The 20,309-nt window shown below is 69.7% G+C and carries 23 protein-coding genes and 4 pseudogenes; 10 read left to right on the top strand and 17 right to left on the bottom strand.

Translation table 11 applies throughout. The features are described 5' to 3' along the window. Positions 1–345: 345 nt before the first annotated feature. Positions 346–1,302 (top strand): TIGR03557 family F420-dependent LLM class oxidoreductase, encoded by a 957-nt coding sequence (locus tag ACIQV3_RS34545; protein WP_403719537.1) that lies wholly within the window; start codon positions 346–348, stop codon positions 1,300–1,302. A 165-nt stretch (positions 1,303–1,467) separates the two neighbouring features. Beyond that, entirely contained in the window at positions 1,468–1,833 is a 366-nt protein-coding gene (locus ACIQV3_RS34540; protein WP_403719535.1) for an STAS domain-containing protein, read from the top strand. A 707-nt stretch (positions 1,834–2,540) separates the two neighbouring features. Here ACIQV3_RS34540 and ACIQV3_RS34535 read toward each other — a convergent pair. Further along, positions 2,541–2,765 carry a DUF5133 domain-containing protein gene (locus ACIQV3_RS34535; protein WP_403719533.1) on the bottom strand — a complete coding sequence of 75 codons (225 nt, stop codon included), beginning with the start codon at positions 2,763–2,765 and terminating at the stop codon, positions 2,541–2,543. Positions 2,766–3,358: 593 nt separating this feature from the next. On the opposite strand from ACIQV3_RS34535, the gene ACIQV3_RS34530 reads away from it, so the two are divergent. After that, the gene (locus ACIQV3_RS34530; protein WP_403719531.1) at positions 3,359–4,660 is read left to right on the top strand and encodes a cation:proton antiporter; all 1,302 of its coding nucleotides are present in this window, start codon (positions 3,359–3,361) and stop codon (positions 4,658–4,660) included. A gap of 254 nt (positions 4,661–4,914) precedes the next feature. Here the strand turns inward: ACIQV3_RS34530 and ACIQV3_RS34525 are convergent, their stop codons facing one another. Next, on the bottom strand, positions 4,915–5,154 hold the full coding sequence (locus tag ACIQV3_RS34525; protein WP_403719529.1) for a DUF4235 domain-containing protein: 240 nt from the start codon (positions 5,152–5,154) through the stop codon (positions 4,915–4,917). A 77-nt stretch (positions 5,155–5,231) separates the two neighbouring features. Continuing rightward, entirely contained in the window at positions 5,232–5,672 is a 441-nt protein-coding gene (locus tag ACIQV3_RS34520; RefSeq protein WP_403719527.1) for a hypothetical protein, read from the bottom strand. Positions 5,673–6,024: 352 nt separating this feature from the next. On the opposite strand from ACIQV3_RS34520, the gene ACIQV3_RS34515 reads away from it, so the two are divergent. The 3 genes from ACIQV3_RS34515 to ACIQV3_RS34505 all read left to right on the top strand — a co-directional run bounded on the left by ACIQV3_RS34515 (position 6,025) and on the right by ACIQV3_RS34505 (position 6,987). Further along, entirely contained in the window at positions 6,025–6,228 is a 204-nt protein-coding gene (locus ACIQV3_RS34515; RefSeq protein ID WP_403719525.1) for a hypothetical protein, read from the top strand. Positions 6,229–6,270: 42 nt separating this feature from the next. Next, positions 6,271–6,615, top strand: a complete 345-nt coding sequence (locus ACIQV3_RS34510) for a PRC-barrel domain-containing protein (protein ID WP_403719524.1) — start codon at positions 6,271–6,273, stop codon at positions 6,613–6,615. A gap of 168 nt (positions 6,616–6,783) precedes the next feature. After that, positions 6,784–6,987, top strand: coding sequence for a hypothetical protein (locus tag ACIQV3_RS34505; RefSeq protein WP_403719521.1), 204 nt, complete (start codon positions 6,784–6,786; stop codon positions 6,985–6,987). A gap of 484 nt (positions 6,988–7,471) precedes the next feature. Here ACIQV3_RS34505 and ACIQV3_RS34500 read toward each other — a convergent pair whose 3' ends face one another. Together ACIQV3_RS34500 and ACIQV3_RS34495 are read right to left on the bottom strand one after the other, a co-directional pair. Then, positions 7,472–7,876 carry a DUF2267 domain-containing protein gene (locus tag ACIQV3_RS34500; RefSeq protein ID WP_403719519.1) on the bottom strand — a complete coding sequence of 135 codons (405 nt, stop codon included), beginning with the start codon at positions 7,874–7,876 and terminating at the stop codon, positions 7,472–7,474. Then, a pseudogene (locus tag ACIQV3_RS34495) lies at positions 7,873–8,124 on the bottom strand (DUF2267 domain-containing protein); the annotation flags it as partial. The pseudogene ACIQV3_RS34495 and the gene ACIQV3_RS34500, both read right to left, overlap by 4 nt. A 99-nt stretch (positions 8,125–8,223) precedes the next feature. Here ACIQV3_RS34495 and ACIQV3_RS34490 point away from each other — a divergent pair. Both ACIQV3_RS34490 and ACIQV3_RS34485 read left to right on the top strand, forming a co-directional pair. Then, positions 8,224–8,415, top strand: coding sequence for a hypothetical protein (locus ACIQV3_RS34490; RefSeq protein ID WP_403719517.1), 192 nt, complete (start codon positions 8,224–8,226; stop codon positions 8,413–8,415). Between the two features lie 155 nt (positions 8,416–8,570). After that, the gene (locus ACIQV3_RS34485; protein WP_403719515.1) at positions 8,571–9,044 is read left to right on the top strand and encodes a hemerythrin domain-containing protein; all 474 of its coding nucleotides are present in this window, start codon (positions 8,571–8,573) and stop codon (positions 9,042–9,044) included. A gap of 103 nt (positions 9,045–9,147) precedes the next feature. Here ACIQV3_RS34485 and ACIQV3_RS34480 read toward each other — a convergent pair. The 7 genes and pseudogenes from ACIQV3_RS34480 to ACIQV3_RS34450 all read right to left on the bottom strand — a co-directional run. Further along, positions 9,148–9,282 (bottom strand): annotated as a pseudogene (locus ACIQV3_RS34480) (glutathione-dependent formaldehyde dehydrogenase); the annotation flags it as partial. 91 nt (positions 9,283–9,373) lie between these two features. Then, positions 9,374–9,703 (bottom strand): annotated as a pseudogene (locus ACIQV3_RS34475) (hypothetical protein); the annotation flags it as partial. 68 nt (positions 9,704–9,771) lie between these two features. Next, complete coding sequence (locus ACIQV3_RS34470; RefSeq protein WP_403719513.1) at positions 9,772–10,119, bottom strand: STAS domain-containing protein; 348 nt, start codon at positions 10,117–10,119, stop codon at positions 9,772–9,774. A gap of 220 nt (positions 10,120–10,339) precedes the next feature. Then, positions 10,340–11,929, bottom strand: a complete 1,590-nt coding sequence (locus ACIQV3_RS34465; protein WP_403719512.1) for a phytoene desaturase family protein — start codon at positions 11,927–11,929, stop codon at positions 10,340–10,342. After that, positions 11,922–12,374 carry an SRPBCC family protein gene (locus ACIQV3_RS34460; protein WP_403719509.1) on the bottom strand — a complete coding sequence of 151 codons (453 nt, stop codon included), beginning with the start codon at positions 12,372–12,374 and terminating at the stop codon, positions 11,922–11,924. The genes ACIQV3_RS34465 and ACIQV3_RS34460 overlap by 8 nt, the downstream gene beginning before the upstream one ends. Positions 12,375–12,534: 160 nt before the next feature. Further along, on the bottom strand, positions 12,535–12,723 hold the full coding sequence (locus ACIQV3_RS34455; RefSeq protein ID WP_403719506.1) for a DUF6381 family protein: 189 nt from the start codon (positions 12,721–12,723) through the stop codon (positions 12,535–12,537). Between the two features lie 189 nt (positions 12,724–12,912). Beyond that, positions 12,913–13,398 carry a DUF5133 domain-containing protein gene (locus ACIQV3_RS34450; protein ID WP_403719556.1) on the bottom strand — a complete coding sequence of 162 codons (486 nt, stop codon included), beginning with the start codon at positions 13,396–13,398 and terminating at the stop codon, positions 12,913–12,915. Positions 13,399–13,602: 204 nt separating this feature from the next. Here ACIQV3_RS34450 and ACIQV3_RS34445 point away from each other — a divergent pair, with 204 nt between their 5' ends. Together ACIQV3_RS34445 and ACIQV3_RS34440 are read left to right on the top strand one after the other, a co-directional pair. After that, a complete protein-coding gene (locus ACIQV3_RS34445) occupies positions 13,603–13,818 on the top strand; it encodes a DUF6479 family protein (protein ID WP_403719503.1) in 216 nt (71 codons plus the stop codon). Between the two features lie 340 nt (positions 13,819–14,158). After that, positions 14,159–14,836: an HAD family hydrolase gene (locus tag ACIQV3_RS34440; protein WP_403719501.1), complete on the top strand. Its 678-nt coding sequence runs from the start codon at positions 14,159–14,161 to the stop codon at positions 14,834–14,836. Between the two features lie 338 nt (positions 14,837–15,174). Here ACIQV3_RS34440 and ACIQV3_RS34435 read toward each other — a convergent pair whose 3' ends face one another. The 5 genes and pseudogenes from ACIQV3_RS34435 to ACIQV3_RS34415 all read right to left on the bottom strand — a co-directional run bounded on the left by ACIQV3_RS34435 (position 15,175) and on the right by ACIQV3_RS34415 (position 20,237). Then, positions 15,175–16,188 carry a TIGR03842 family LLM class F420-dependent oxidoreductase gene (locus tag ACIQV3_RS34435; protein ID WP_403719497.1) on the bottom strand — a complete coding sequence of 338 codons (1,014 nt, stop codon included), beginning with the start codon at positions 16,186–16,188 and terminating at the stop codon, positions 15,175–15,177. 39 nt (positions 16,189–16,227) lie between these two features. Then, the gene (gene hydA, locus ACIQV3_RS34430; protein ID WP_403719495.1) at positions 16,228–17,616 is read right to left on the bottom strand and encodes a dihydropyrimidinase; all 1,389 of its coding nucleotides are present in this window, start codon (positions 17,614–17,616) and stop codon (positions 16,228–16,230) included. A 202-nt stretch (positions 17,617–17,818) separates the two neighbouring features. Then, positions 17,819–18,085, bottom strand: a pseudogene (locus ACIQV3_RS34425) (dihydropyrimidinase); the annotation flags it as partial. Between the two features lie 17 nt (positions 18,086–18,102). Continuing rightward, positions 18,103–19,398, bottom strand: a complete 1,296-nt coding sequence (locus ACIQV3_RS34420) for an aspartate aminotransferase family protein (RefSeq protein ID WP_403719492.1) — start codon at positions 19,396–19,398, stop codon at positions 18,103–18,105. After that, positions 19,395–20,237: a nitrilase-related carbon-nitrogen hydrolase gene (locus tag ACIQV3_RS34415; protein WP_403719489.1), complete on the bottom strand. Its 843-nt coding sequence runs from the start codon at positions 20,235–20,237 to the stop codon at positions 19,395–19,397. Before ACIQV3_RS34415 ends, ACIQV3_RS34420 begins: the two co-directional genes overlap by 4 nt. Positions 20,238–20,309 lie beyond the last annotated feature (72 nt).

Here is a 20,309-nt window from a genome sequence, read left to right as displayed (position 1 = left end):
TCAGCAGGGCGTCTAGGTTGTTCGTCACACAACGATCTTGGACGCCCTGTCTGCGTTCCCGAACACACCGTCAGCATTCGGAATGACTCGTCTAGAACGGGGTACCGCCGACACGAGCTGCCCTCGCACAGCTGATGCTCCGCTGCGGGGTTCCACTCCTCGCGCGCGACCACCGCGCTGGCCGCCCTGATGTGGCGTGTCGGCTGGCAGCACCGGCGCCGGAGGGCCCGGTAGGGCCACCTCGCCGGACCCACTCGCCACGCCGGCTGCGGGGCGTGGAAACCGACACCCCGGGCACCCGTCGACTGGGGGCCTTTGATCACCGTTCTTGGAGGCACGAAACTCATGACGTCGTTCGGATACTTCCTGTCCTGCGAGGAATTCACCCCCTCCGAGCTCCTGGACCAGGCGCGCAAGGCCTCCGACGCGGGGTTCACCCGGCTGGCCATCTCCGACCACTTCCACCCCTGGAACGACGAGCAGGGCAGCAGCCCGCTGGTCTGGTCGATGATCGGGGCCCTGTCCCAGACCGTGGACCTGCCGGTCACCACTCTGGTCACCTGCCCCACCATCCGTCTGCACCCGGCCGTCACCGCCCAGGCCGCGGCCACGTCGAGCGCACTGCTGGAGGGCCGCTTCGCCCTCGGCGTGGGAACCGGCGAAGCCCTGAACGAGCACGTCCTCGGGGGCCGGTGGCCCTCCTTCGACGAGCGCGCCGACATGCTGGAGGAAGCAGTCGAGGTGATGCGGAAACTCTTCACCGGCCACCAGATCAGCCACCGCGGCCCGCACTACACGGTGGACAACGCCCGCCTGTACACCACCCCGCACGGCCGGCTCCCCGTGCACGTCTCGGGCTTCGGGCCGAAATCCGCGGAACTCGCCGGCCGCATCGGCGACGGCTTCATCACCATGGGCCCCGACCAGGAGGCCATCGGCCGCTTCCGGGACGCGGGCGGCGAAGGCAAACCGGTGATCGGCGGCCTGAAGGTGTGCTGGGACGACGACCGCGAGAAGGCCGTCGAGACCGTCCACCGGCTGTGGCCCAACGAGCAGCTGCCCGGCGAACTGGCCCAGACCCTTCCGACCCCTGCCCACTTCGAACAGGCCAGCCAACTCGTCACCCGCGAGCAGGTGTCCGCCAACGTGCCGTGCGGCAACGACGTCGAGGAACACGTGAGCGCCGTACGCGCCTACCTGGACGCGGGCTTCGACGAGGTGTACATCGGCCAGATCGGCCCCGGCCAGGACGCCTTCTTCACCGCCTGCCGCGACAAGCTCCTCCCCGCCCTCCGCGGCTAAGGCCGGCCCTTCCCCAACGGCGCCGGAGAGCGAGCTGATCACCCACCCGCTCTCCGATCTCGCCAACGGTCCGAGCGCCGAGCGCCGAGGAACACGCATACCGGTCCGAGACCCGGGCATCCGCGGGACACCCAGCCGATGTGCTCACGCAGACAAGGAGTGTCCGTGCTGCCCTTCCACGTGACCGAGAGCGGTGTCCTGATCATCCGGCTGCGAGCCGACCTCGACATCGCGGACCGGGCCACGGCCGCCTGGTCGATCGACGGCTACCTCGCCGCCCACCGGTCCGCACCCGTCATGCTGGAGCTGTCGGACGCGCCGCTGAGTACCGCCGCGGCGAGCACGGTCGTACGAACCCACCGCATGTGCCGCTCCGCAGGCGCGCAGCTGACCGTCGTCACGGCTGCCGCAGAAACACGCCGGACGCTGGAAGCACAGACCGGGACCGAAGGGCTGGTCATCCAGCCCACCCGCGCCTTGGCCGTCACCGCCCTCTCGGCTGCCCCGGCCCCGGTCGCCGCGGCAGCGTAAAGCACGCCAACCCGGCCCCGCCGAAGCCTGATGCCGCGCGCGGCCCCGCCCGCACGCGGTCGCCGCACATGGTGGAGTCCCCCGGGAGACTCCACCATTCCAGCTTCGGCTACGGGTTCTCCTTCTTGTCCTTCCCGTCCCCCTTGCCCTGCCGGGCGGTCCGACGCCGGGCATCGGGGCTGGGGCTCAGGGCGTCGCCTGCCTCGCCGTCCTTCGTGCTGGGGAGGATGGCATCCTCAGCTTCCCGGCGTGCCTCGCGGTCACCGCTCTCCCCCCGGCGCCTCGGAGGGCCCATAGCCGCACGCGGCGGAGCCGCCGGTTGACCGGCGTTTCCCCACCCCGTGCCACTCGGACAGCTCACTGAGACCGACCTCGAACCGGTCTGCGATGAGCGCATTCTGACGTGGCCTCAAGGAAATCGTGGCGTGAACGTTTGCAGGGTGGCGGCGGGGTCACACGCGTAGGCACCGGGGTCCGCGCATTCACGGGCGGGCCTCCGCCCGGAGCCTGGTCCGCACACCTCCGCGGTGCGGACCAGTCCACCCGGCACCACCTCTGCCGTACGGGATCCGCGCGGCACCCGGGCACGGCCGCCCCGGCCTCCTCCCCGGCCGGGGCACCCACCGGAACCTGGGCAGGTTCCCGGCCACAGCGCCACAGCGCTCAGACCGCTGCCGCCCGGCAGACGGATCCCCGCGGCAGCGTGATCAGTGGGAGTCGAGTACGGAGTCGTCGAACGCACCCGCACCGGGCAGGCGGTGCCGGGCGGATATGAGTGCGGCGTGCACGTCCGCCGTGCCCGTGGCCACGCACAGGGCATGCTCGACGTCGCGGAGCTCCTCGCTGACGGGCGAGGCCTCGTCGGCGGCATCAAGTACGGACAGCGCCCAGTAGCGTTCGACGAGGCCGGGGAGCACAGCTGGGTGAGCCATCAACATGGATTTGCCTCCGCCGATCGATCCTTCAAGTGGCCGTCGCCTACCCTGCCGATCACGGTTGAATCCCAGCACTCGCACTGCCACGGCCTTCCCCCGCGAAGCCGGGCTCCCGGGCAGGGCCCCGCATCTCCGCCTCGTGCCGCCACCGAGAACCCCGCCAGAGGCGCCTTAGTCGATATGGACGTACTCGGCGTGCCCCGGGCCATCAGAAGCCGAAGGCTTGCACCCGGGGCATGACTGCCGCAGGCCGGGTAGACGGCATGCGATCTCGCAGGCTTCGCAGTCCGGTCAGGAGGAGATGCAACGCATGGTGCAGAAGAAGGCGACCAAGGCCACGGCCAAGAAGACCGCGCCCGCCGCCCCGGAGAAGCGGGCTGGCTCCCCCGGCGTTTCCGGCCGCACCGCCAATAGAACGAGCTCGCTCCTCAGGCGTGCACCGGCCGCCGGTCCGCCTGTACCGGGGCGGCCACGTCCGTAGCGTCCCGGAGGTCATCGCGCACCGAAGCCGCAGGGTCCGTTGAGGCTGCCCGTTGCAAGATCGGGTAGGCGGAGCCCGACGAGGGTTCCGCAGGGGAATGGTGATCTGCTTGCTGGGTTCGACAGGGACAGACGTGGTGTACGCCTGCGCGGGGCTGGGAGCCCTGGGCGCGGCGATTCTTCCCACCGCCCTCGCGAAACGGCCCCTGTCCCTGCCCATGGTGTTCCTGGCAGCGGGATTCCTGGTGTTCCTGCTGCCGCTGGACGCGCTCCCGACCCTCGACCCCATCCGGCACCGAAGCGCCGTGGAGCACCTCACGGAGGTGTGCGTCGTGGTCGCGTTGATGGGCGCGGGTCTGGCCATCAACCGGCCGCCGGGCTATCACACCTGGTCGACGACGTGGCGGCTGCTGGGCTTGGCCATGCCCCTGACGATCCTGCTCACCGCGGCCGTGGCGGGGTGGCTGGTGGGGTGGCCTCCGGCCGTGGCCCTGCTGGTGGCGGCCGCCCTCGCTCCCACGGACCCGGTCCTGGCGGCGGAAGTCCGCGTGGGAGAGCCGACCGACGAGGAGGACGACGAGGACGAGGTCCGCTTCGCGCTGACCAGCGAGGCCGGTCTCAACGACGGTCTGGCCTTCCCGTTCGTCCTGGCTGCCATCGCCCTGACCACGGCTTCGGCGACAGGATGGTCCACCGATGGGCTGTGGCACTGGGTGTGGAGCGACATCCTGGTGCGCAGCGTGGTGGGCTTGGCGGTCGGGCTCGGTGTGGGACGGCTCCTCGGCCGGATGTTCTTCCAGGCCTCCTGGACGGCTCTGCGGCTCGCCGAGCACCGCGAGGGCTTCGTCGCGCTGGCCGCGACCTTGACGGCGTACGGGCTGACCGAGCTCCTTCACGGCTACGGCTTCATCGCCGTCTTCGTCGCCGCCTGCACGATCCGCAACGCCGAACGCGGCCACCGGTACCACCGTGTCATGCACGCCTTCACCGATCAGATCGAAAGGCTCCTCACCGCCGTCATCCTCTTCCTCGTCGGCGGCTTCATCGCCGACGGCGGCCTCGCGGCACTGACCTGGCGCGGAGCCGTTCTCGGGCTCGCGCTCTTCCTGCTGATCCGCCCGGCCGTCGGCTGGGCAGTCCAGATCGGCGGCAAGGCCGCGGGCAAGGAAAGGGCGGCCATTGCGTTCTTCGGCATCCGGGGCATCGGTTCGTTCTTCTACCTCGCCTACGCCTTGGGCGCAGCACAGTTCGCCGCCCCCGCACGCGAGTTGTGGGCGGTGGTGACCTTCACCGTGCTGCTGTCCGTACTCCTGCACGGCGTCACAGCCACACCCGTCACCACTCGACTCGACCGCTCCGCCCCGGACGGACCAGGAGAACAACGCCCCGCCGACCAGGATCGCTCTGCGTGACTGGGCGCGATTCCGGGTGCGGCGCGCCCAGGGGCGGGATGATCCCCCTCCGCCGTGGGTCGCCGCCGCGTTCGGCCGGGCCGATGCAGCTGGACGCGGAGCGGCGGAGCCGATCGGGGAAGGCAGCGTGCAGGCTGCCCACGCGGTCGTGACCGCACCGACCCCGCTGAGCGCGGGTGCTGTCCGCGCGGCACTGGCCATGAGGGCGCCGGTGGTGCCGGCCGGCTCGGGGAAGGTGGCCGGCACCGCTCCGGTCAGCCCGGCCAGGTACCCGTCATGCGTCGTATGGCCACGGCTCCCGACCGGTCGACCGAGGCTTTGACCACGGCGAACATCGCACCTTGGATGGCCGCGGCGAGCAGGATCTGCTTCCGTACCTGTGCCACGGCCCGCGCGGTCTTCTCCAGGACGGGCTCGGGCGTCTTGTCCCTCACCAACCGGGCGGCCTGTTCGGGGACGGGCGTGCCGATGTTGGTTCGGGCGTGATCGTTCATCGGTGTGCTTTCTCCTCGATCTCGGCCAGGCCGGACTTGACGCTGTCGTTGGTCTGCTCGGGAGCCGCTGAGGGTGGTCAACGAGGATCGCTGTGCTTGCCGAGCCATTTGGCGCCCCGGTGACCCGTGGTCGGGGGCGCGGGGGTGGTGGGTTGGTCGTCGCCGAGGGCCTGGGCGGCTTGCGCGCGGGCCGCATCGCGCTGCTCGATGAGGTCCTGGCGTTCGCGGTCCACAACCGCACTCTCCCGCTGCGAGGTGAGGGAAGCCTCGTGGCGGGCGAGGCGATTTCGGCGGGAGGCCCGGCGGGCCGCCGCCAGGATGAGAGCAAGGCCCAGGACGGCCACCGCGCCGACAGCGATGCCATAGAGGAACAGGGCACCGGTAGAGCTGGTGACGTGGTAGCCGAAGACGGAGAAGTCGTTGGTGAGCTCGTGAGCACTGCCGAGATTCGCCATGACCCCTGCCACGGCGAGAATCAGCGCAGCGATCAACAGGATGAGGCCGAGAATGAGGATCATGGGTTACTCCCTGCTCCGCACTGCCATGTGTGAATGAGCTGCGGCCGGCGGAAGCCCGCCGATCCAGACAGCGTCTACCCGAAGGCGGCGGGACCAAGCGATCCCGGTCAGGCGTACCCGCCGGCCCACTGCAAGAGTCGTGCCGTCGGTGATCAACGGCCCCGGCAGCCAGGCACCGGCGGGGCGGCCGACCTTGGCGTCCCCGCTTCCGAGACGGGTCGCCAGTGAAGCCGAAGTGTGCGGCCGAGCGGGGGACAGCGGGATCAGGTGGCGTAATCATCCGCTACAGACATCGGCTCGGTGGGCAGAGATGGCCAAGCCATCTCCCCCGCAGGTGAGGAGCTGACCGTCCATGGTGGACCGCACGCGGAGCAGGAAGCGGACCGAGATCACGTTCGTACTGCCCGTCGGGCGCCCGGACGGCAGTCGCGCGGCCACGATCGCCTTCCCGGTGAACCAGCGCCACGGGTTCCGCTACCTCGCCGACGGCGGGCACTGGCTCGACGAGGACGAGGCAGATGGCCACGACGGCCGCACCTGCCTCCTGCACACCTGACCCGCCTACGAGAGCGGGCACTTCCCCAGAAGGAGAACTCACATGGCTGACATGTGGAGCTATAACCCCGAGTCGCACTACACGCCGGGCACCAGCCTGGTCGGCTTCAAGGTGGAAGCCACCGACGGACACATCGGCAAGGTCGACGAGGACACCGACGAGGTCGGCGCCTCGTACATCGTCGTCGACACCGGACCGTGGATCTTTGGCAAGGAGGTCCTCATCCCCGCCGGGACCGTGGTGCGCGTCGATGTGGAGGAGAAGGAGATCCAGGTCAGCCTGACGAAGGACCAGATCAAGGACTCCCCCGAGTACGACAAGGACAAGCACCGCGGTGACGCCGCCTACCGCAACCAGCTCGGCCAGTACTACGGCCGCGGCCTCTGACGTTCACAGCCGCGGCCTCCTGAGTACGGGGCCGCGGGTGACGACGGCCCCTGCGGTCAGGCACGGTGGCAGGGGCCGTTCCACCCAGTTACTAAATGATGCGACCTGTCACTTTGCGTGGCAGGTTGAGGGGAGGAACCTCCACCCCGCATCAGAGGAGTCGCCGTCATGGGCGGTAAGCAGGACAAGCGCCAGGAGCCGGGCAAGAGTCGTGAGGAGCAGGAGCGCCTGCGCTCCGGCCAGGACCCCGTCCACCCCGGTACCGGAACGGAAGGCGCCCGAGGCAAGAGCCCCGAGGAACTCAAGCGCCGCGGCCAGGACGACATGAAGCGCGAGCGCGACGAGGACCAGATCCGCGACGGCGAGCTCTGACCGCAGAGCCCTCGCGCCACACACGCAGGACCCGGCCGGAGGCCTAGTCACCATCACACCGGCCGGGTTCTGTCATGCCCTGCACCGCACTGCCGGCTCCCGCTCGCCCCAGAATCCGACCGTGACCAGTGGACAAGAGAGCGTCGCCCCGTCCAGCAACCTCGCAGGGAAACCCGACTCCTCAGGCGCTGCGTGACTTTCGGACTCGCTCTCTTCCTCGCGGACTGCTTTCGGGCAAGTGCCTTGGCTCCACCGGCTTCCTTACGGCCTTCAACACTGGCTCGGCCGTAATAGCCCCGACAGGAACGGGGGACAGCGGTCGCGCGCGAGACACCCCGTCGTATGGCTGCGAAGCGAAGGACCTCGGCCTCAACTGCCCAACGGGCTCCCAGGTAAGACAGCAGGGCCGCCTTCACACGGATGCTGGCCCGGCGGCCGGTACGTGTCCGGCTCTCAACGCCTGCTGCACGACGGAGAGTGGGCTTCAGGCGGTTGCGGGCTGGGGCCGGTGCAGTTGCGGCTGGCCGAAGAGGAGGGCGTAGCCGTCGGGGAGCCGACGCAGGACGCGGGCGAGGAGGTCGGGGCCGGCGAGGGCGGAGACGGGGGCGAGTTCGGCGCCGGTGTCCCAGCGGATGGTGGCCGGTGTCGCGCCGGTGCGGGCGGCCAGGTCCTTGATGAACCCCCAGCCGGTGAGCTGTTGAGTGTCGGGGATCTGGGCGGTCAGGGTGAGCGCGGCTTCGACGGGCAGGCGGTGTACGAGGTCGACGCGTTCCCCTCCGGTCATTTGCCGTCCGAGAGCGGCGAGAACGATTCGGATGGGCTGGGCGTGTTGGCGGGTGGGGTACGCGCCCTCGTAACGGACGCGTTCGAGCAGCTGGTCGTACGTCATGGCCGCCGCGATAGAGCGTTCTGGTCGCGTCTGGTCGAGAGCAGGTCGTAGCCGGGGGGGAGCTGGAGCAGTACCTCGCGGGTGAGGACGTCGCCGGCGGCAGCTGCCGCGGTGGACAGGACGGCTCCGATGTCCCACAGGGCTGTCTTCTCGGTGGCGCCCTCGATCCAGGCCGCGGTCGCGCGGACAAACCGTTCGGGCGAGAGGGGCTCGGTGGCCTGGAGGGGGTTGAGGAGGATCAGGGCGTAGGCGACATCACGACACCTCCGAGAAGGGGCCAAGGGTCCAAAGGGGTGCGGAGGGCGGGGGGGTGCGAGCACACCTACAGAACCAAGGAGTGAACCGTCATGGTCGAACACCTTCCCCGAGATTCCGGCGGCAGCGACACGGCCGTCGAAGTCCTGGACCACGCTGTCGCGGTGCGGTCCACCGGAGAGATCGACATCGATCCGGCGCCCTCTCCCTGTTCCCGGTCGACGAGGACCCGCCGCGCCGCCGCCGTCCGTCTCGCGCTGCACCCGGACGGGCTCCCTCAGTAGGCCGACTGGTGGTGTGCGGGGAGCGTACGGCGCCGACGGGTCGCCCGTCCGGGCCAAACCTGCGGCCTGGACGGTCCACGCGACTGCGCACCGGGTAAACGCCGTCAGGGTGGCCGTCCGCGCCGCCCGTAACGGCGAAGCCTAGGAGGCACCTGGTGGACGGAATCGTGCTGCTCAAGGAAGACCACAAGACGGTGGAGAAGCTGTTCAAGCAGTTCGAGAAGGCCGGCGACGACGCACACGCGGAGAAGCGGAAGATCGCCGACCAGGTGATCGACGAGCTGACCACGCACACCTGGATCGAAGAGAAGATCTTCTACCCGGCCGCTCGGGAGGCCGCGCCCGACACCAAGGACCACGTCCTCGAAAGCGTCGAGGAGCACCACGTGGTGCTGTGGATGCTGTCCGAGCTCAAGGACCTCGGCCCGAAGGACGAACGGTTCGACGCCAAGATGACCGTCCTCATGGAGAACGTCCGCCACCACGTCGAGGAGGAGGAGAAGGAGTGGTTCCCCGACGTCCGCAAGGCCATGGGCCGCAACCGCCTGATCGAACTCGGCGAAGAGATGGAGAAGGCGAAGAAGAAGGCCCCCGCCGAGCCGCTCGCCGTCCCCAGCGCCAAGCACTGACCCCGACCCCCGCAAGCTCGGACGAGCCGCGCCCCACGGCCCCGAAGAGCCAGCACCTCGGGGCGCGCGGCACCGACGATGGGCCCGTACCCCGCTACCCCTGCTATCGCTGGGTGAAGAGGACCTTGACGGCTCCGTCCCGCTTCTTCTGGAACCTCTCGTAAGCCTGGGGGGCCTCGGCGAGCGGCAGGCGGTGGGTGGCGAAGCCGTCCACGCCGATTGGGTCCGCGTCGGTGAGGAGGCCTTTCGTCGGAGTTGGACGTGTCTCGGTCATGGTGCGTCTGCCCGAAACGCCTCGCATCTCACACGTGCCGTACGAGGGCCGTGACCACTGCACACGCAGTCGGGCAGGTGCCGTACGGGGTCGGCGTGGTGACCAGTGCTCCGCGGGCATCGGGGTGCTCGGCGAAGGCCGCCTCGAAGGACTCGGCGGAGGGCGGGTGCGCCAGCCGCCACCACGGCGTGGGAGGACGTACGGTCGTCCAGCCCGCTCGTGGCCAGGCCAGCACGTCGGAGCGGAACACCGCGTCGCCGAGCACGGCGCGGACACGTGGATCCGCACCCCTCCCCTGCTTGTGACCCGGAGGTGTGAACGGCGTCTGCCCGTCGGCGTGATAGGCCGCCAATGCCTCAAGTACCGGCGCCTTCGACCGGTTCATGGTCCGCAGCCGCAGCCGACCGGGTAACGCCCATGTGCGCTCCCCGCTCCGCCGGAACGGCGGCTGAGTCACCCGGCCGCGCGCGGCGGCACGTACGGGCTGCGCGCGGCCTCCTCAACGGTGCGGTAAAGGTTCAGGACCGTGTCGGCGCCGGTCATTTCCAGCAGGCGCTGAAGCTGGTGCGGGGTCGCGGCCACGCGAAGGTCCGTGGCCGCGTGGGCGCGCAGGAGAAGGTTGAGGAAGGTGGAGTCCGCGAAGGTGACGCCGCCGGTGTCCAGTATGACGACAGGGTGGGTTTGTACAGCGACAAGGAGGGTGTCGGCGAAGGAACCGGTGGTGTCGAGGTCCATGTCCCCGCAGGCGATCACCACGTCAGCGGCCTGCAGGGTGGGCGGCAGTTGAGCGTCGGCATCCATGCGGTCAGCATGCCCGATCCGTTCGGGGCGGCCAAGATATCCGTCGGCCTACCCGATTCCGGGTAGGTATCAGGTCGCGAAGCGGCTGTTGCGCCGGTGTGGCCATCTCACTGCCCGGTCCCGGCGCTGGGGAAGACGATCGGGTAGAACCCGGTGAGCTGGGGCCGCACTACCGCCTGGTCCCGCCCAGGCCACTTGATCGCCTGCACCGCACGCCGGGTCAGACGCGCTGGGCTCGGTGGAGGAGGGGGTGGAGTCCGTGGTGCCGTAGGGCGGCCCGAGCTGCGTTTGCGCCCGGGGCACCGTGCACTCCGCCGCCGGGGTGGGCAGCCGCTGAGGCGAGGTAGAGACCCTTGACGGGTGTCTCGGGCCTGCCGGTCCCAGGGGTGGGGCGGAATATCGCCTGTTGGTGGAGTGCTGTCGTGCCGTTGTTGATGGCCCCTTTGTGGAGGTTCTCGTTCATGGCCTGGAGCGTGGTGGGGGCAAGAATGCGGCGGGCGAGGATCCGGGCGCGGAACCCGGGTGCGAACCGTTCCACCTGTGCTTCGATGCGGTCGGCCATCGCTTCCTGCTCACGCGCGTCCCAGCGGCCGGTGATGCGGTCGGGGCCGGCGTCAGAGGTGATGTGCTGCGGGAGGTGCGTGTAGGCCCAGGCTGATTCCGTGCCGGCCGGTGAGCGGCTGGGGTCCGCCGTGGTCATCTGACCGAAGAGGGCGAATGGCTCGTCGGGGACCTGGCCCATGGCGATCTGGGAGGCGAAGCGGGTGAGGCCGTCGACACCATCGGCTACGTGGACCGTACCGGCCCCGGCGGCTTGCGCCGCGCTCCACGGCACCGGGCCGTTCAGGGCCCAGTCGACCTTGAAGGTCGCGAAATCCCACTGGAATCGTTCCAGGTCCCGTATGAGTCGGGACGGGAGGTGCGCCTCCCCGACGAGGTCGCGGTACAGGGCCGGCGCCGATGTATCGGCCAGTACGGCCCGGCGGGCGTCGACCGTCTCCCCGCCCTCGGTCCTGACCCCGATCGCTGTACGACCGCGTACGACGACTGACGCTACGCGTTCTCCACAGCGCAGGACGCCTCCGCGGCGCCGGAGGCGGCTTACGAGCGCCGCGGTCAGGGCGCCCGACCCCCCGACGGGGACCGGGAAGCCGTGGCTCTGTCCGAGCATCGACATCAGCCAGCCGAATCCCCCGCTGCCGACAGCCTCGGGAGCCAGGTCGGCATGCAGGGCGTTCCCGGCCAGCAGGAGCCGCCCGCCTTCTCCGGCGAACTCCTCCTCGCCGAGGCGGCGCACCGGCAGAGCGAGGTTCCGGGCCAGCCGGAGTCCGCCGGAGGTCCGCAGCTTCGCAGCGAGCCGGAGGCCGGGGCGGACCGGAGGGAAGGGTGTGAACAGGGCTTCGACCAAGTCGGGACCGATGCGGCTCCACACCTCGTACATGTCCCGCCAGGCGCCCCCGTCGGGCGCCGCGAATCCTGCGAGGCCGTCCGAGGTCGCTCCCACGTCGCGCTCCAGTACCGCGCACCTGCCGTCCTTCAGCGGGTGGGCCAGGACGGACGGGGCGTGGCTCCACCGCAGGCCCTCGGCTGCGAGGTCGAGGCGGGTCAGGACCGGGGAGGCCGCGGCCAGAGGGTAGAAGGCGCTGAAGACGTCCGAGACGTAGTCCGGATGGACGCCCCGGTCACTGCGGACCGCGCCGCCGGGCTCCGGCTGTGCCTCCAGGACCTCCACGCTCCAGCCCGCGTCGACCAGAAGGTTCGCGGCCACCAGCCCGTTCGGGCCCGCACCGATCACCACTGCGTCAGGCATGGCGGGCCCCTGCGCGCTCGTGTTCCACGGTCGTGGCCAGGCGGGCCAGCATTCCCCGGTGGCGGAGCTGGAGCAGGGCTTCGACGGCGGGGTTGTGCAAGGTGCCGCCCAGGCCACGCAAGGGGTGCTCGTCGCATACGACTAGCGTCTCCTCGCCCCACGGCCGGAGCTGGAGGAAGATCCGTGCAGTGCCCAGCGCCTTGAACGACGCTTCCAGTTCCAGCTCCCTGCCCGGTTCTTGGTGACGCACGGTCGTTACCCCTTCGGTCGACCAAGGGCCCAGCCGCACCGTGTAGCGGAGCCGGGAGCCCACCTGCGGCCAGGTCTGATCGAGCGGCGTGGACTCGGACGGGCCCACCACCCACTCCCCGTACAGGGTCGGATCGGCGAGCACCGCCCAAACCGCTGTCGGCGGCCGATGCACCAGCTGGTTCCGGACAGCCATGAGGTAGGTCCTTCCGCCGGCGGATTTAGCGTGGCTTGGCGCGCCGTGGGGGCAGTCCGACCGCTCCGTCGGGCGCGAGGCCGGTCAGCGCCCCAGATGCCGCTCTGCCGGGCTCGTACGTCGACCCGGTGGGACCGACGCGGACACGTGCCGGGCCGGTCTACATGGGGTCCATGGTCCCGCTGCCCCTGCCGTTCTCCTGCTCACTCCTCTCCCGGATGCGCATGGCCTTGTCCTTCAAGCGCTGCCGCTCCACCGGATCGGTGGCATGCTGTGCCGCCTGCTCCAGCTCCTGAGCCTTGTCGCGCATCTGCTGGGATCGCTCGCTCGGCTGGCTGTTACCGGTCATGGTCAGTCCTCGGGTCGGTGTGGGGTCTCCCTTCCAGGCAAACAGCGGATGGGCCGACCCGCCACAGGGGACCCGGATCGCTAGGCCGTTCCGGGATGTCTTCCCCGAGATCGAGTTCGTCTCCGGCGGCTGACAGACCTTGTGCGGCGTCGGCGCACCGACCTCGGTTCTGGCCTCGACGCCCGGCACTCAGTCGGCGATGTACTGGGTGGCGTCTTGAAGCGCGGCGTACGCGGATGGCCTTCCCATCAGCACGCACAGTGTGAAGACCGCGTCCTCCACCGCCCGCCGTGCCTCATCGTCGGCCGGGCTTGCGGTCAGACGGATCCGCGCTTCGGTGAACCGGCCCAGCGCCTGCTCGACCTGGGCACGGCTCGGCATCAGCCTCGGCCAAGATCCCTCCGACGCGCCGGCAGCCTCCGTCACGGGTTCGCGCGCCGTCTCTACCGCGCCCCGGACCGCCCGGTCGATACCGGTCGGCAGGGGGGTGCCTGCCGGGCTCGTCACCATCGCCCTCGCAAGCTCATCGGCGCTTACCCCGGCACGCGCCGCGGCGGCCGACAAAACCTCTGCCGCAAGCCGGGCCGGCCCGGGAATGGCCGCCATCAGCATCCCCACCGCCTGCGCGACCGTCGAATCGGCCAGCAGCCGGCCCCCCGCCGGACGAACCTCCATGAAGATCACCGCCTACCAACCAGGGCTCCCCAGGCGGGTGCCTGAACGAAATCCTGCCCCCTCGACCCCGTCCGACGCACTTCGGCATGGCCCTGCCGCTCAAGAGGCGCGACGCACGGGGGCCGGGGCCGTCTGGGTGAGGTGCTCTCTCGTTTTGCGGTGCAGGGGCCACCAGGGGGTACGCGCACACACATGATCCCGACAATGCCACTCGCGGCTGAAACCTCCCCGTCCCTGTTCCTCCTGCTCGCGGGCGTGGTCGTCGTCGCCCTGCTGATCGGCGCGTTCTGGTACGGCGCCCGCCGCAGGGCCCGCAACCTCGACCCTGGTGCCACCACCGGGCAGAACCCGCAGGCCAGAGCCCGACAGGATTCCTGGCACAACCCCGACGACGCACCCGACCACCACAACCGCCCCTGACACCACGAGCCCCCTGCCGCCCGGCGACAAGCCCACTCACGCGGGCGCCGGAGTCCGTTCCGCAGAAGGCCGCCGGTCCGCAGAAGGCCGCCGGGCCATGGAGCTCCTCAACCACGCTCTCCTGCTGGCGCGGATCAGGCGATACGACCACCGGTCATCGCCGCCGTGCACACGGCCTCGACACCGGCTGCTCCCTGGCCTGCCTCGGAGACCGGCCCCTGTGTCGGTCGCCGGGATGAAGCGAGTCGAACGGGGCAGGCGCACGATGAGCAGGCAGACCTGGCCTGGGCTCGCTGGTCTCGGCTTCGGGCCGGCCTTACGAGGTGAGGAGGCACCCGTCATGCCCCAGAACCGCGCCGCCCTCTTCGACGTGGACGGCACCCTCGCGGACACCAATCATCTGCACGTCGTCTGCTGGTGGGAAGCTCTGCACCAGCACGGACACCGCATACCCATGCACGCGATCCACCGCGCCGTCGGCCTGCCGGGCGAAGACCTCCTCGACCACCTCCTCGCGGACGACCGTGACCGCGGCGACGACGAGCTGATCAGCAGCGTCCACGACGCCCTCTACGCCACATACTTCGACCGCCTCCCCGCACTGGCCTCAGCGGCCGACCTCCTGCGGACTCTCTCCGCGGCTGGCTGGAAGGTCGTGCTGGTCACCTCCGCGAAAGACCGGGAACTGACCGCGTTGCGCCGAGCCATCGACGCCGACGACGCCATCACCGACACGGCGACCTCCGACGACGTCGAGGAAGGCAAGCCCTCCCCCGAACCCCTGCAGCACGCACTCGAACTGGCCGGGGCGACGCCCGAGCGTGCCGTCTTCGTCGGCGACACGGTGTGGGACATGAAGGCCGCGGTGCGGGCCGGCGTGGCGGGCGTCGGACTGCTGTGCGGTGGTATCCCGCGCGGCGACCTGGAAGAGGCGGGAGCGACCGCCGCCTACCAGGATCCGGCTGATCTGCTGGCCCGCCTGGCCGACAGCCCCTTCTCCTCGGTGCCCTCCGCCTGAACCCGTGTCCGCCCGCACGGGGTGGGGAAGCCCCCACAGAGAGACTGGCGCCATGACACAACAACAGCGCACGACGTCGGCAGGGTGCGGTGGCCCCCCGCGCAATGTGACTGCTCAGATGCCTAGCCTCGGGCCAACGGAGTTGTGGGAGCTTCACCCTCGACGGCTGCAGCGTCGCCAACAGTGGCCAACTCACGGCGGGAAACCGCAGCATCGAAACCGGGATGAATGATCGACCCCGGGATCCTTTTGCGCGTTGTACGCCCCGAACAACCGGCAACCCGCTGTGGGACCGACCATCTCCGACCATCTGGTCGGCCCCACAGCGCTCGCGAGAGTCAGGCGAACATCGGAATGACGTCGGAGCCGTACGCGTCGATGGTCGCTTCCCGGGCGTCATGCATGTCGTAGACAGCGAACTGGTCAACGCCGAGATCCCGCAGGGCGCGCAGCTTCTCGACGTGGGCCTCGACGGGGCCCAGGAGGCAGAAGCGGTCGACAATCTCGTCGGGGACGAAGTCGGCCGACGGGTTCCCGGTACGGCCGTGGTGGCTGTAGTCGTAGCCCTGGCGGGACTTGACGTATTCGGTCAGCTCGTCCGGGACCATCGAGGAGTGCTCGCCGTAGCGGGAGACCAGGTCGGCTACGTGGTTGCCGACCATGCCGCCGAACCAGCGGCACTGGTCGCGGGCGTGGGCCAGTGCCTGTGCCGAGTCGTCAGCCGTGACGTACGCCGGGGCCGCCACGCAGATGGTGATCGCGGACGGATCCCGGCCGGCCTCGACCGCCGCCTGCCGGACTGCCTTGATCATCCACTCCGTGAGGTAGAGGTCGGCGAGCTGCAGGATGAACCCGTCCGCCTTCTGCCCGGCCAGCGCGAGGGCCTTCGGCCCGTACGCCGCCATCCACACGGGCAGCTTCCCGTCCGTGATCCAGGGGATCCGGATCGGGTTGCCGTCCACCACCGCCTCGCGCCCCTCCGCGAGGTCGCGGATGACGTCGATGGCCTCGCCGAGGCGGGCCAGGGTGTTGGGCGCCCGCCCGGCGACCCGCATGGCCGAGTCCCCGCGCCCGATCCCGCACACCGTGCGGTTGCCGTACATGTCATTGAGCGTGGCGAAGGTGGAGGCGGTCACCTCCCAGGTGCGGGTGCCGGGGTTGGTGACCATCGGACCGACGTGCATGCGCTGCGTGTTGGCCAGGATCTGGCTGTAGATGACGAACGGCTCCTGCCACAGCACGGCCGAGTCGAAGGTCCAGCCGTAGCGGAAGCCATTGCGCTCGCCGCGCTTCATGAGGCTGACGACCTGGGAGGCCGGCGGGTCAGTTTGCAGGACGAGGCCGAAGTCCATGCATGGCTCCTTGCTACTGCGTTCGGGCGTGGGTGCGGCTTACAGGTACTGGCAGGTGGAGCGGTGAACGAAGGCCCCGTGACCGGCCCGCCCGGTGAACTCCCGGCGGTCGATAACGACCTCGCCGCGCGAGAGGACCGTGTCGACGCGTCCGGTGATCCGCCTGCCCTCGTACGCCGAGTAGTCCACGTTCATGTGGTGCGTCTCGGCGGAGATGACCTGCTCGGCGTGCGGATCGTAGAGGACGATGTCGGCGTCGGAACCCGGCGCGATGGTGCCCTTCTGCGGATAGAGACCGAACATCCGGGCCGGGCTCGCGCACGCGATCTCGATCCAGCGGCGGCGGCTGATGTGCCCGTCCAGGACGGCCTGGTGGAGGAGGTCCATGCGGTTCTCCACCCCCGGCAGCCCGTTCGGGATCTTCGAGAAGTCCCCCCGCCCCAGCTCCTTCTGCCCCCGGAAACAGAACGGGCAGTGGTCGGTGGACACCACCTGAAGATCGTTCGTCCGCAGGCCGCGCCACAGGGCCGCCTGGTGCTCGCGCGGACGGAGAGGGGTGGAGCAGACGTACTTGGCGCCCTGGAAGTCCGGCTCCTCCAGGTTGTCCGTGGAGAGGAACAGGTACTGCGGGCAGGTCTCGCCGAAGACCGGCAGGCCCTTGTCCCGGGCCGCCGCCAGCTCCGCGACCGCCTCCTCCGCCGAGACGTGGACGACGTAGAGGGGGGAGCCGGCCACCCGGGCGAGCTGGATGGCGCGGTGAGTGGCTTCGGCTTCGAGGAGGACCTTGCGGACCTCGCCGTGGTGGCGCGGGTCCGTCTCCCCACGGGCCAGGGCCTGTTCGACCAGGACGTCGATCGCGATGCCGTTCTCGGCGTGCATCATGATCAGCCCGCCGTTGCCCGAGGCCCGCTGCATCGCCCGCAGGATCTGCCCGTCATCCGAATAGAACACGCCGGGGTATGCCATAAACAATTTGAACGAACTTACGCCTTCTTCGACTAGTCCGTCCATTTCCTTGAGGGAGTGTTCATTGACGTCGGACACGATCATGTGGAAGGCGTAGTCGATCGCGCATTGTCCGTCGGCTTTCGCATACCAGGTGTCCAAGCCCTCTCGGAGGGAGTGCCCGGGTGTTTGCACCGCGAAGTCGACGATCGTCGTCGTCCCGCCCCAGGCGGCAGCTCGGGTCCCGGTCTCGAACGTGTCCGACGCGAAGGTGCCGCCGAACGGCAGTTCCATATGCGTGTGCGCATCGACCCCGCCCGGGATCACGTACTTCCGCGAGGCGTCGATCACCCGGTCCGCAGTCCACTGCTGGCTGCCCGCTGTCGCCATCGCCACGACACGGCCGTCCTCGATCAGAACATCCGCGTGCAACTCGTCGGAAGCCGTGATTACAAGGCCACCGGTAATGAGAGTTCTGGTCATACCCGAGAATTCCCTTCGCCTTGCAATTCCGAACCAAGAGGGGTGCCGACCGGAACTCCGCAAGGAATGCGATGGTCCGGTCGGCGGTACAAGCCGTTGCGACGCCGGCAGCCCACGCCGCTGGGCCCCGCGTCGTTCAGCACGAGGCGCCCGCACCCACTACGTCGCCGAGCCTCCGTGAAGATTCCTGGTCACGCGAGCCAACGAAACTCTTGAAGGAGGTGATCCCCTCCCCCACCAGGTGGTCCATCTCCTTCAGGGTCCGCTCGTTGACGTCCGAGAGGATCACGTGGAAGGCGTAGTCGACGGCGCATTTGCCGTCGGCGTCGGCCGTCCAGGTCTCGGCGGCCGCCGTGCCGTGCGCCGCGAGGGCGGCGACGCGGCCGTCCTCGATCAGCACGTCGGCGTGCAGCTCGTCGGACGCGGTGATGACGAGGCCGCCGCGGATCAGGGTGCGGATGCTGCTCATGTACGTCTCCCCCGGTGCTAGTTGAGGATGCGGAGGGCCTCGGCGAGGATTTCGGCGCCCTCTTCCGCCTCGGCGACGGTGAGGGAGAGCGGCGGCGCGATGCGCAGCACGCTGGTGTTGTGGCCGCCGCCCTTGCCGAGCAGCAGGCCGCCGGCCCGGGCGGCCTCCAGTACGGCGGCGGCCGCGTCCGGGTCCGCCTGGTCGGTGCCGGGTTTCGTCAGTTCCAGTCCGGCCATCAGGCCCCGGCCGCGCACCTCGCGCACGGCGGGCACCGTCGCGGCGACGGCCCGCAGCCGCTCCAGCAGCAGACCGCCGACACGGCGGGCATTGCCCTGGAGGTCGTGCTCGAGGAGGTAGGCGAGATTGGCCACGCCCGCCGCCATGGTGACCGGTGAACCGCCGAAGGTGGAGATGGAGTTGGAGTCGAGGCAGTTCATCACCTCGGCGCGGGCCACGACTCCGCCGATGGACATGCCGTTGCCGATGCCCTTGGCGAAGGTGATGATGTCCGGCGGGCCGTTCTGGGCGTGGGCCTGCCAGCCCCAGAAGTGCTCTCCGGTCCGGCCCCACCCAGTCTGCACCTCGTCGCTGATCCAGAGGATGCCGTGCCGGTCGAGCACCTCGCGGAAGGCCCCGTAGAGCCCGTCGGGAGGGGAGGTGAAGCCGCCCACGCCCTGGATCGGCTCGGCGATGAGCGCCGCGAGCCCGCCCCGGGCCTGGCCCAGTACGTCTTCCAGGTCGGCGACGGCCGCGGCGGTGAAGGCGGTGTCGTCGAGGTGGGCGAAGGGGCCCCGGGTGCGGACCGCGCCGTGGACGTAGTACGTCTGGAGCGGCGAGAGGCTGGTCGGGGACCAGCCGCGGTTGCCGGTGATGGAGACGGTGGAGAAGGACCGGCCGTGGTAGCTGTTGCGCATCGCCAGGATCTGGTTGGAGCGGCGGTACGTCGTCGCGAGCAGCAGGGCGGTGTCGTTGGCCTCGGTGCCGGAGGTCGTGAAGAAGACCCGGGCGTCGGGGATTCCCGACAACGCCGAGACGCGCTCGGCCAGTTCGATCATCGGGCGGTTGAGGTAGAGGGTGGAGGAGTGGATGATCCGCCCGGCCTGTTCGGAGACGGCCTTGGTGACCTCGGGCAGGGCGTGGGCGGTCATGGTGGTGAGGATGCCGCCGAAGAAGTCGAGGTAGCGGTTGCCGTCCGCGTCCCAGACGTGGCGGCCCTCTCCGTGGGTGAGTTCGATGGGGCGGTCGTAGTAGAGCGCGAGCCAGTCGGGCAGGACGGAGCGGTGCCGGCTGTGCAGGGGGATCGGGTTGGTCACGGCTGTACGAGTCCTCCGTAGGCGTCGGGGCGGCGGTCGCGGTAGAAGGCCCACTGGTCGCGGACCTCCTTGATGAGGTCGAAGTCGAGGTCGCGGACGAGGAGTTCCTCTTCCTTGTCGCTGGCGACCTCCCCGACGAACTGGCCGCGCGGGTCGACGAAGTAGCTGGTGCCGTAGAAGTCGTTGTCGCCGTACTCCTCCTGGCCGACGCGGTTGATGGCGGCGACGAAGTACTCGTTGGCGACGGCCGAGGCGGGCTGCTCCAACTGCCACAGGTACCCGGAGAGGCCTCGGGAGGTGGCGGAGGGGTTGTAGACCAACTGAGCGCCGTTCAGGCCCAGTTCACGCCAGCCTTCCGGGAAGTGACGGTCGTAGCAGATGTAGACGCCGACCCGGCCGACGGCGGTGTCGAAGACGGGGAAGCCGAGGTTGCCCGGGCGGAAGTAGTACTTCTCCCAGAAGCCCCTGACCTGGGGGATGTGGTGCTTGCGGTACTTGCCGAGGTAGCTGCCGTCGGCGTCGATGACCGCGGCGGTGTTGTAGTAGAAGCCCTCGGACTCCAGCTCGAAGACCGGTACGACGATCACCATGCCGGTCTCGCGGGCGAGTGCCCGCATCCGCTGGACGGTGGGGCCGTCGGGGACGGCCTCGGCCCAGCGGTAGTGCTCGGGCTCCTGGACCTGGCAGAAGTAAGGGGCGTTGAAGACTTCCTGGAAGCCGATGATCTTCGCGCCCTGGGCGGCCGCCCGGCGGGCGTGCTCCTCGTGTTTGGCGATCATCGACTCGGTGTCTCCGGTCCAGGTGGCCTGGACGAGTGCGGCGCGGACGACTTGGGCCATGAGCTGCTCCTCGCGACGGGGTACGCCGGCTTCTACGCACGTAGAGGGTGTACGACGGCTGCGCGTAGGGAG

The organism is Streptomyces sp. NPDC099050 (genome assembly GCF_044759865.1).
Lineage (GTDB): Bacteria > Actinomycetota > Actinomycetes > Streptomycetales > Streptomycetaceae > Streptomyces.
This window is presented reverse-complemented; position numbering and strand designations above follow the sequence as displayed.

Excerpts from the sequence above, each read along its gene's own strand:
- ACIQV3_RS34545 (WP_403719537.1), top strand. The coding sequence starts at position 346 with ATGACGTCGTTCGGATACTTCCTGTCCTGCGAGGAATTCACCCCCTCC.
- ACIQV3_RS34435 (WP_403719497.1), bottom strand. The coding sequence starts at position 16,188 with ATGGACTTCGGCCTCGTCCTGCAAACTGACCCGCCGGCCTCCCAGGTC.
- ACIQV3_RS34445 (WP_403719503.1), top strand. The coding sequence starts at position 13,603 with ATGCCACTCGCGGCTGAAACCTCCCCGTCCCTGTTCCTCCTGCTCGCG.
- ACIQV3_RS34460 (WP_403719509.1), bottom strand. The coding sequence starts at position 12,374 with ATGGCTGTCCGGAACCAGCTGGTGCATCGGCCGCCGACAGCGGTTTGG.
- ACIQV3_RS34515 (WP_403719525.1), top strand. The coding sequence starts at position 6,025 with ATGGTGGACCGCACGCGGAGCAGGAAGCGGACCGAGATCACGTTCGTA.
- ACIQV3_RS34500 (WP_403719519.1), bottom strand. The coding sequence starts at position 7,876 with ATGACGTACGACCAGCTGCTCGAACGCGTCCGTTACGAGGGCGCGTAC.
- ACIQV3_RS34465 (WP_403719512.1), bottom strand. The coding sequence starts at position 11,929 with ATGCCTGACGCAGTGGTGATCGGTGCGGGCCCGAACGGGCTGGTGGCC.
- ACIQV3_RS34455 (WP_403719506.1), bottom strand. The coding sequence starts at position 12,723 with ATGACCGGTAACAGCCAGCCGAGCGAGCGATCCCAGCAGATGCGCGAC.
- ACIQV3_RS34510 (WP_403719524.1), top strand. The coding sequence starts at position 6,271 with ATGGCTGACATGTGGAGCTATAACCCCGAGTCGCACTACACGCCGGGC.
- hydA (WP_403719495.1), bottom strand. The coding sequence starts at position 17,616 with ATGACCAGAACTCTCATTACCGGTGGCCTTGTAATCACGGCTTCCGAC.
- ACIQV3_RS34470 (WP_403719513.1), bottom strand. The coding sequence starts at position 10,119 with ATGGATGCCGACGCTCAACTGCCGCCCACCCTGCAGGCCGCTGACGTG.
- ACIQV3_RS34520 (WP_403719527.1), bottom strand. The coding sequence starts at position 5,672 with ATGATCCTCATTCTCGGCCTCATCCTGTTGATCGCTGCGCTGATTCTC.
- ACIQV3_RS34525 (WP_403719529.1), bottom strand. The coding sequence starts at position 5,154 with ATGAACGATCACGCCCGAACCAACATCGGCACGCCCGTCCCCGAACAG.
- ACIQV3_RS34450 (WP_403719556.1), bottom strand. The coding sequence starts at position 13,398 with ATGGAGGTTCGTCCGGCGGGGGGCCGGCTGCTGGCCGATTCGACGGTC.
- ACIQV3_RS34505 (WP_403719521.1), top strand. The coding sequence starts at position 6,784 with ATGGGCGGTAAGCAGGACAAGCGCCAGGAGCCGGGCAAGAGTCGTGAG.
- ACIQV3_RS34440 (WP_403719501.1), top strand. The coding sequence starts at position 14,159 with ATGCCCCAGAACCGCGCCGCCCTCTTCGACGTGGACGGCACCCTCGCG.
- ACIQV3_RS34535 (WP_403719533.1), bottom strand. The coding sequence starts at position 2,765 with ATGGCTCACCCAGCTGTGCTCCCCGGCCTCGTCGAACGCTACTGGGCG.
- ACIQV3_RS34490 (WP_403719517.1), top strand. The coding sequence starts at position 8,224 with ATGGTCGAACACCTTCCCCGAGATTCCGGCGGCAGCGACACGGCCGTC.
- ACIQV3_RS34415 (WP_403719489.1), bottom strand. The coding sequence starts at position 20,237 with ATGGCCCAAGTCGTCCGCGCCGCACTCGTCCAGGCCACCTGGACCGGA.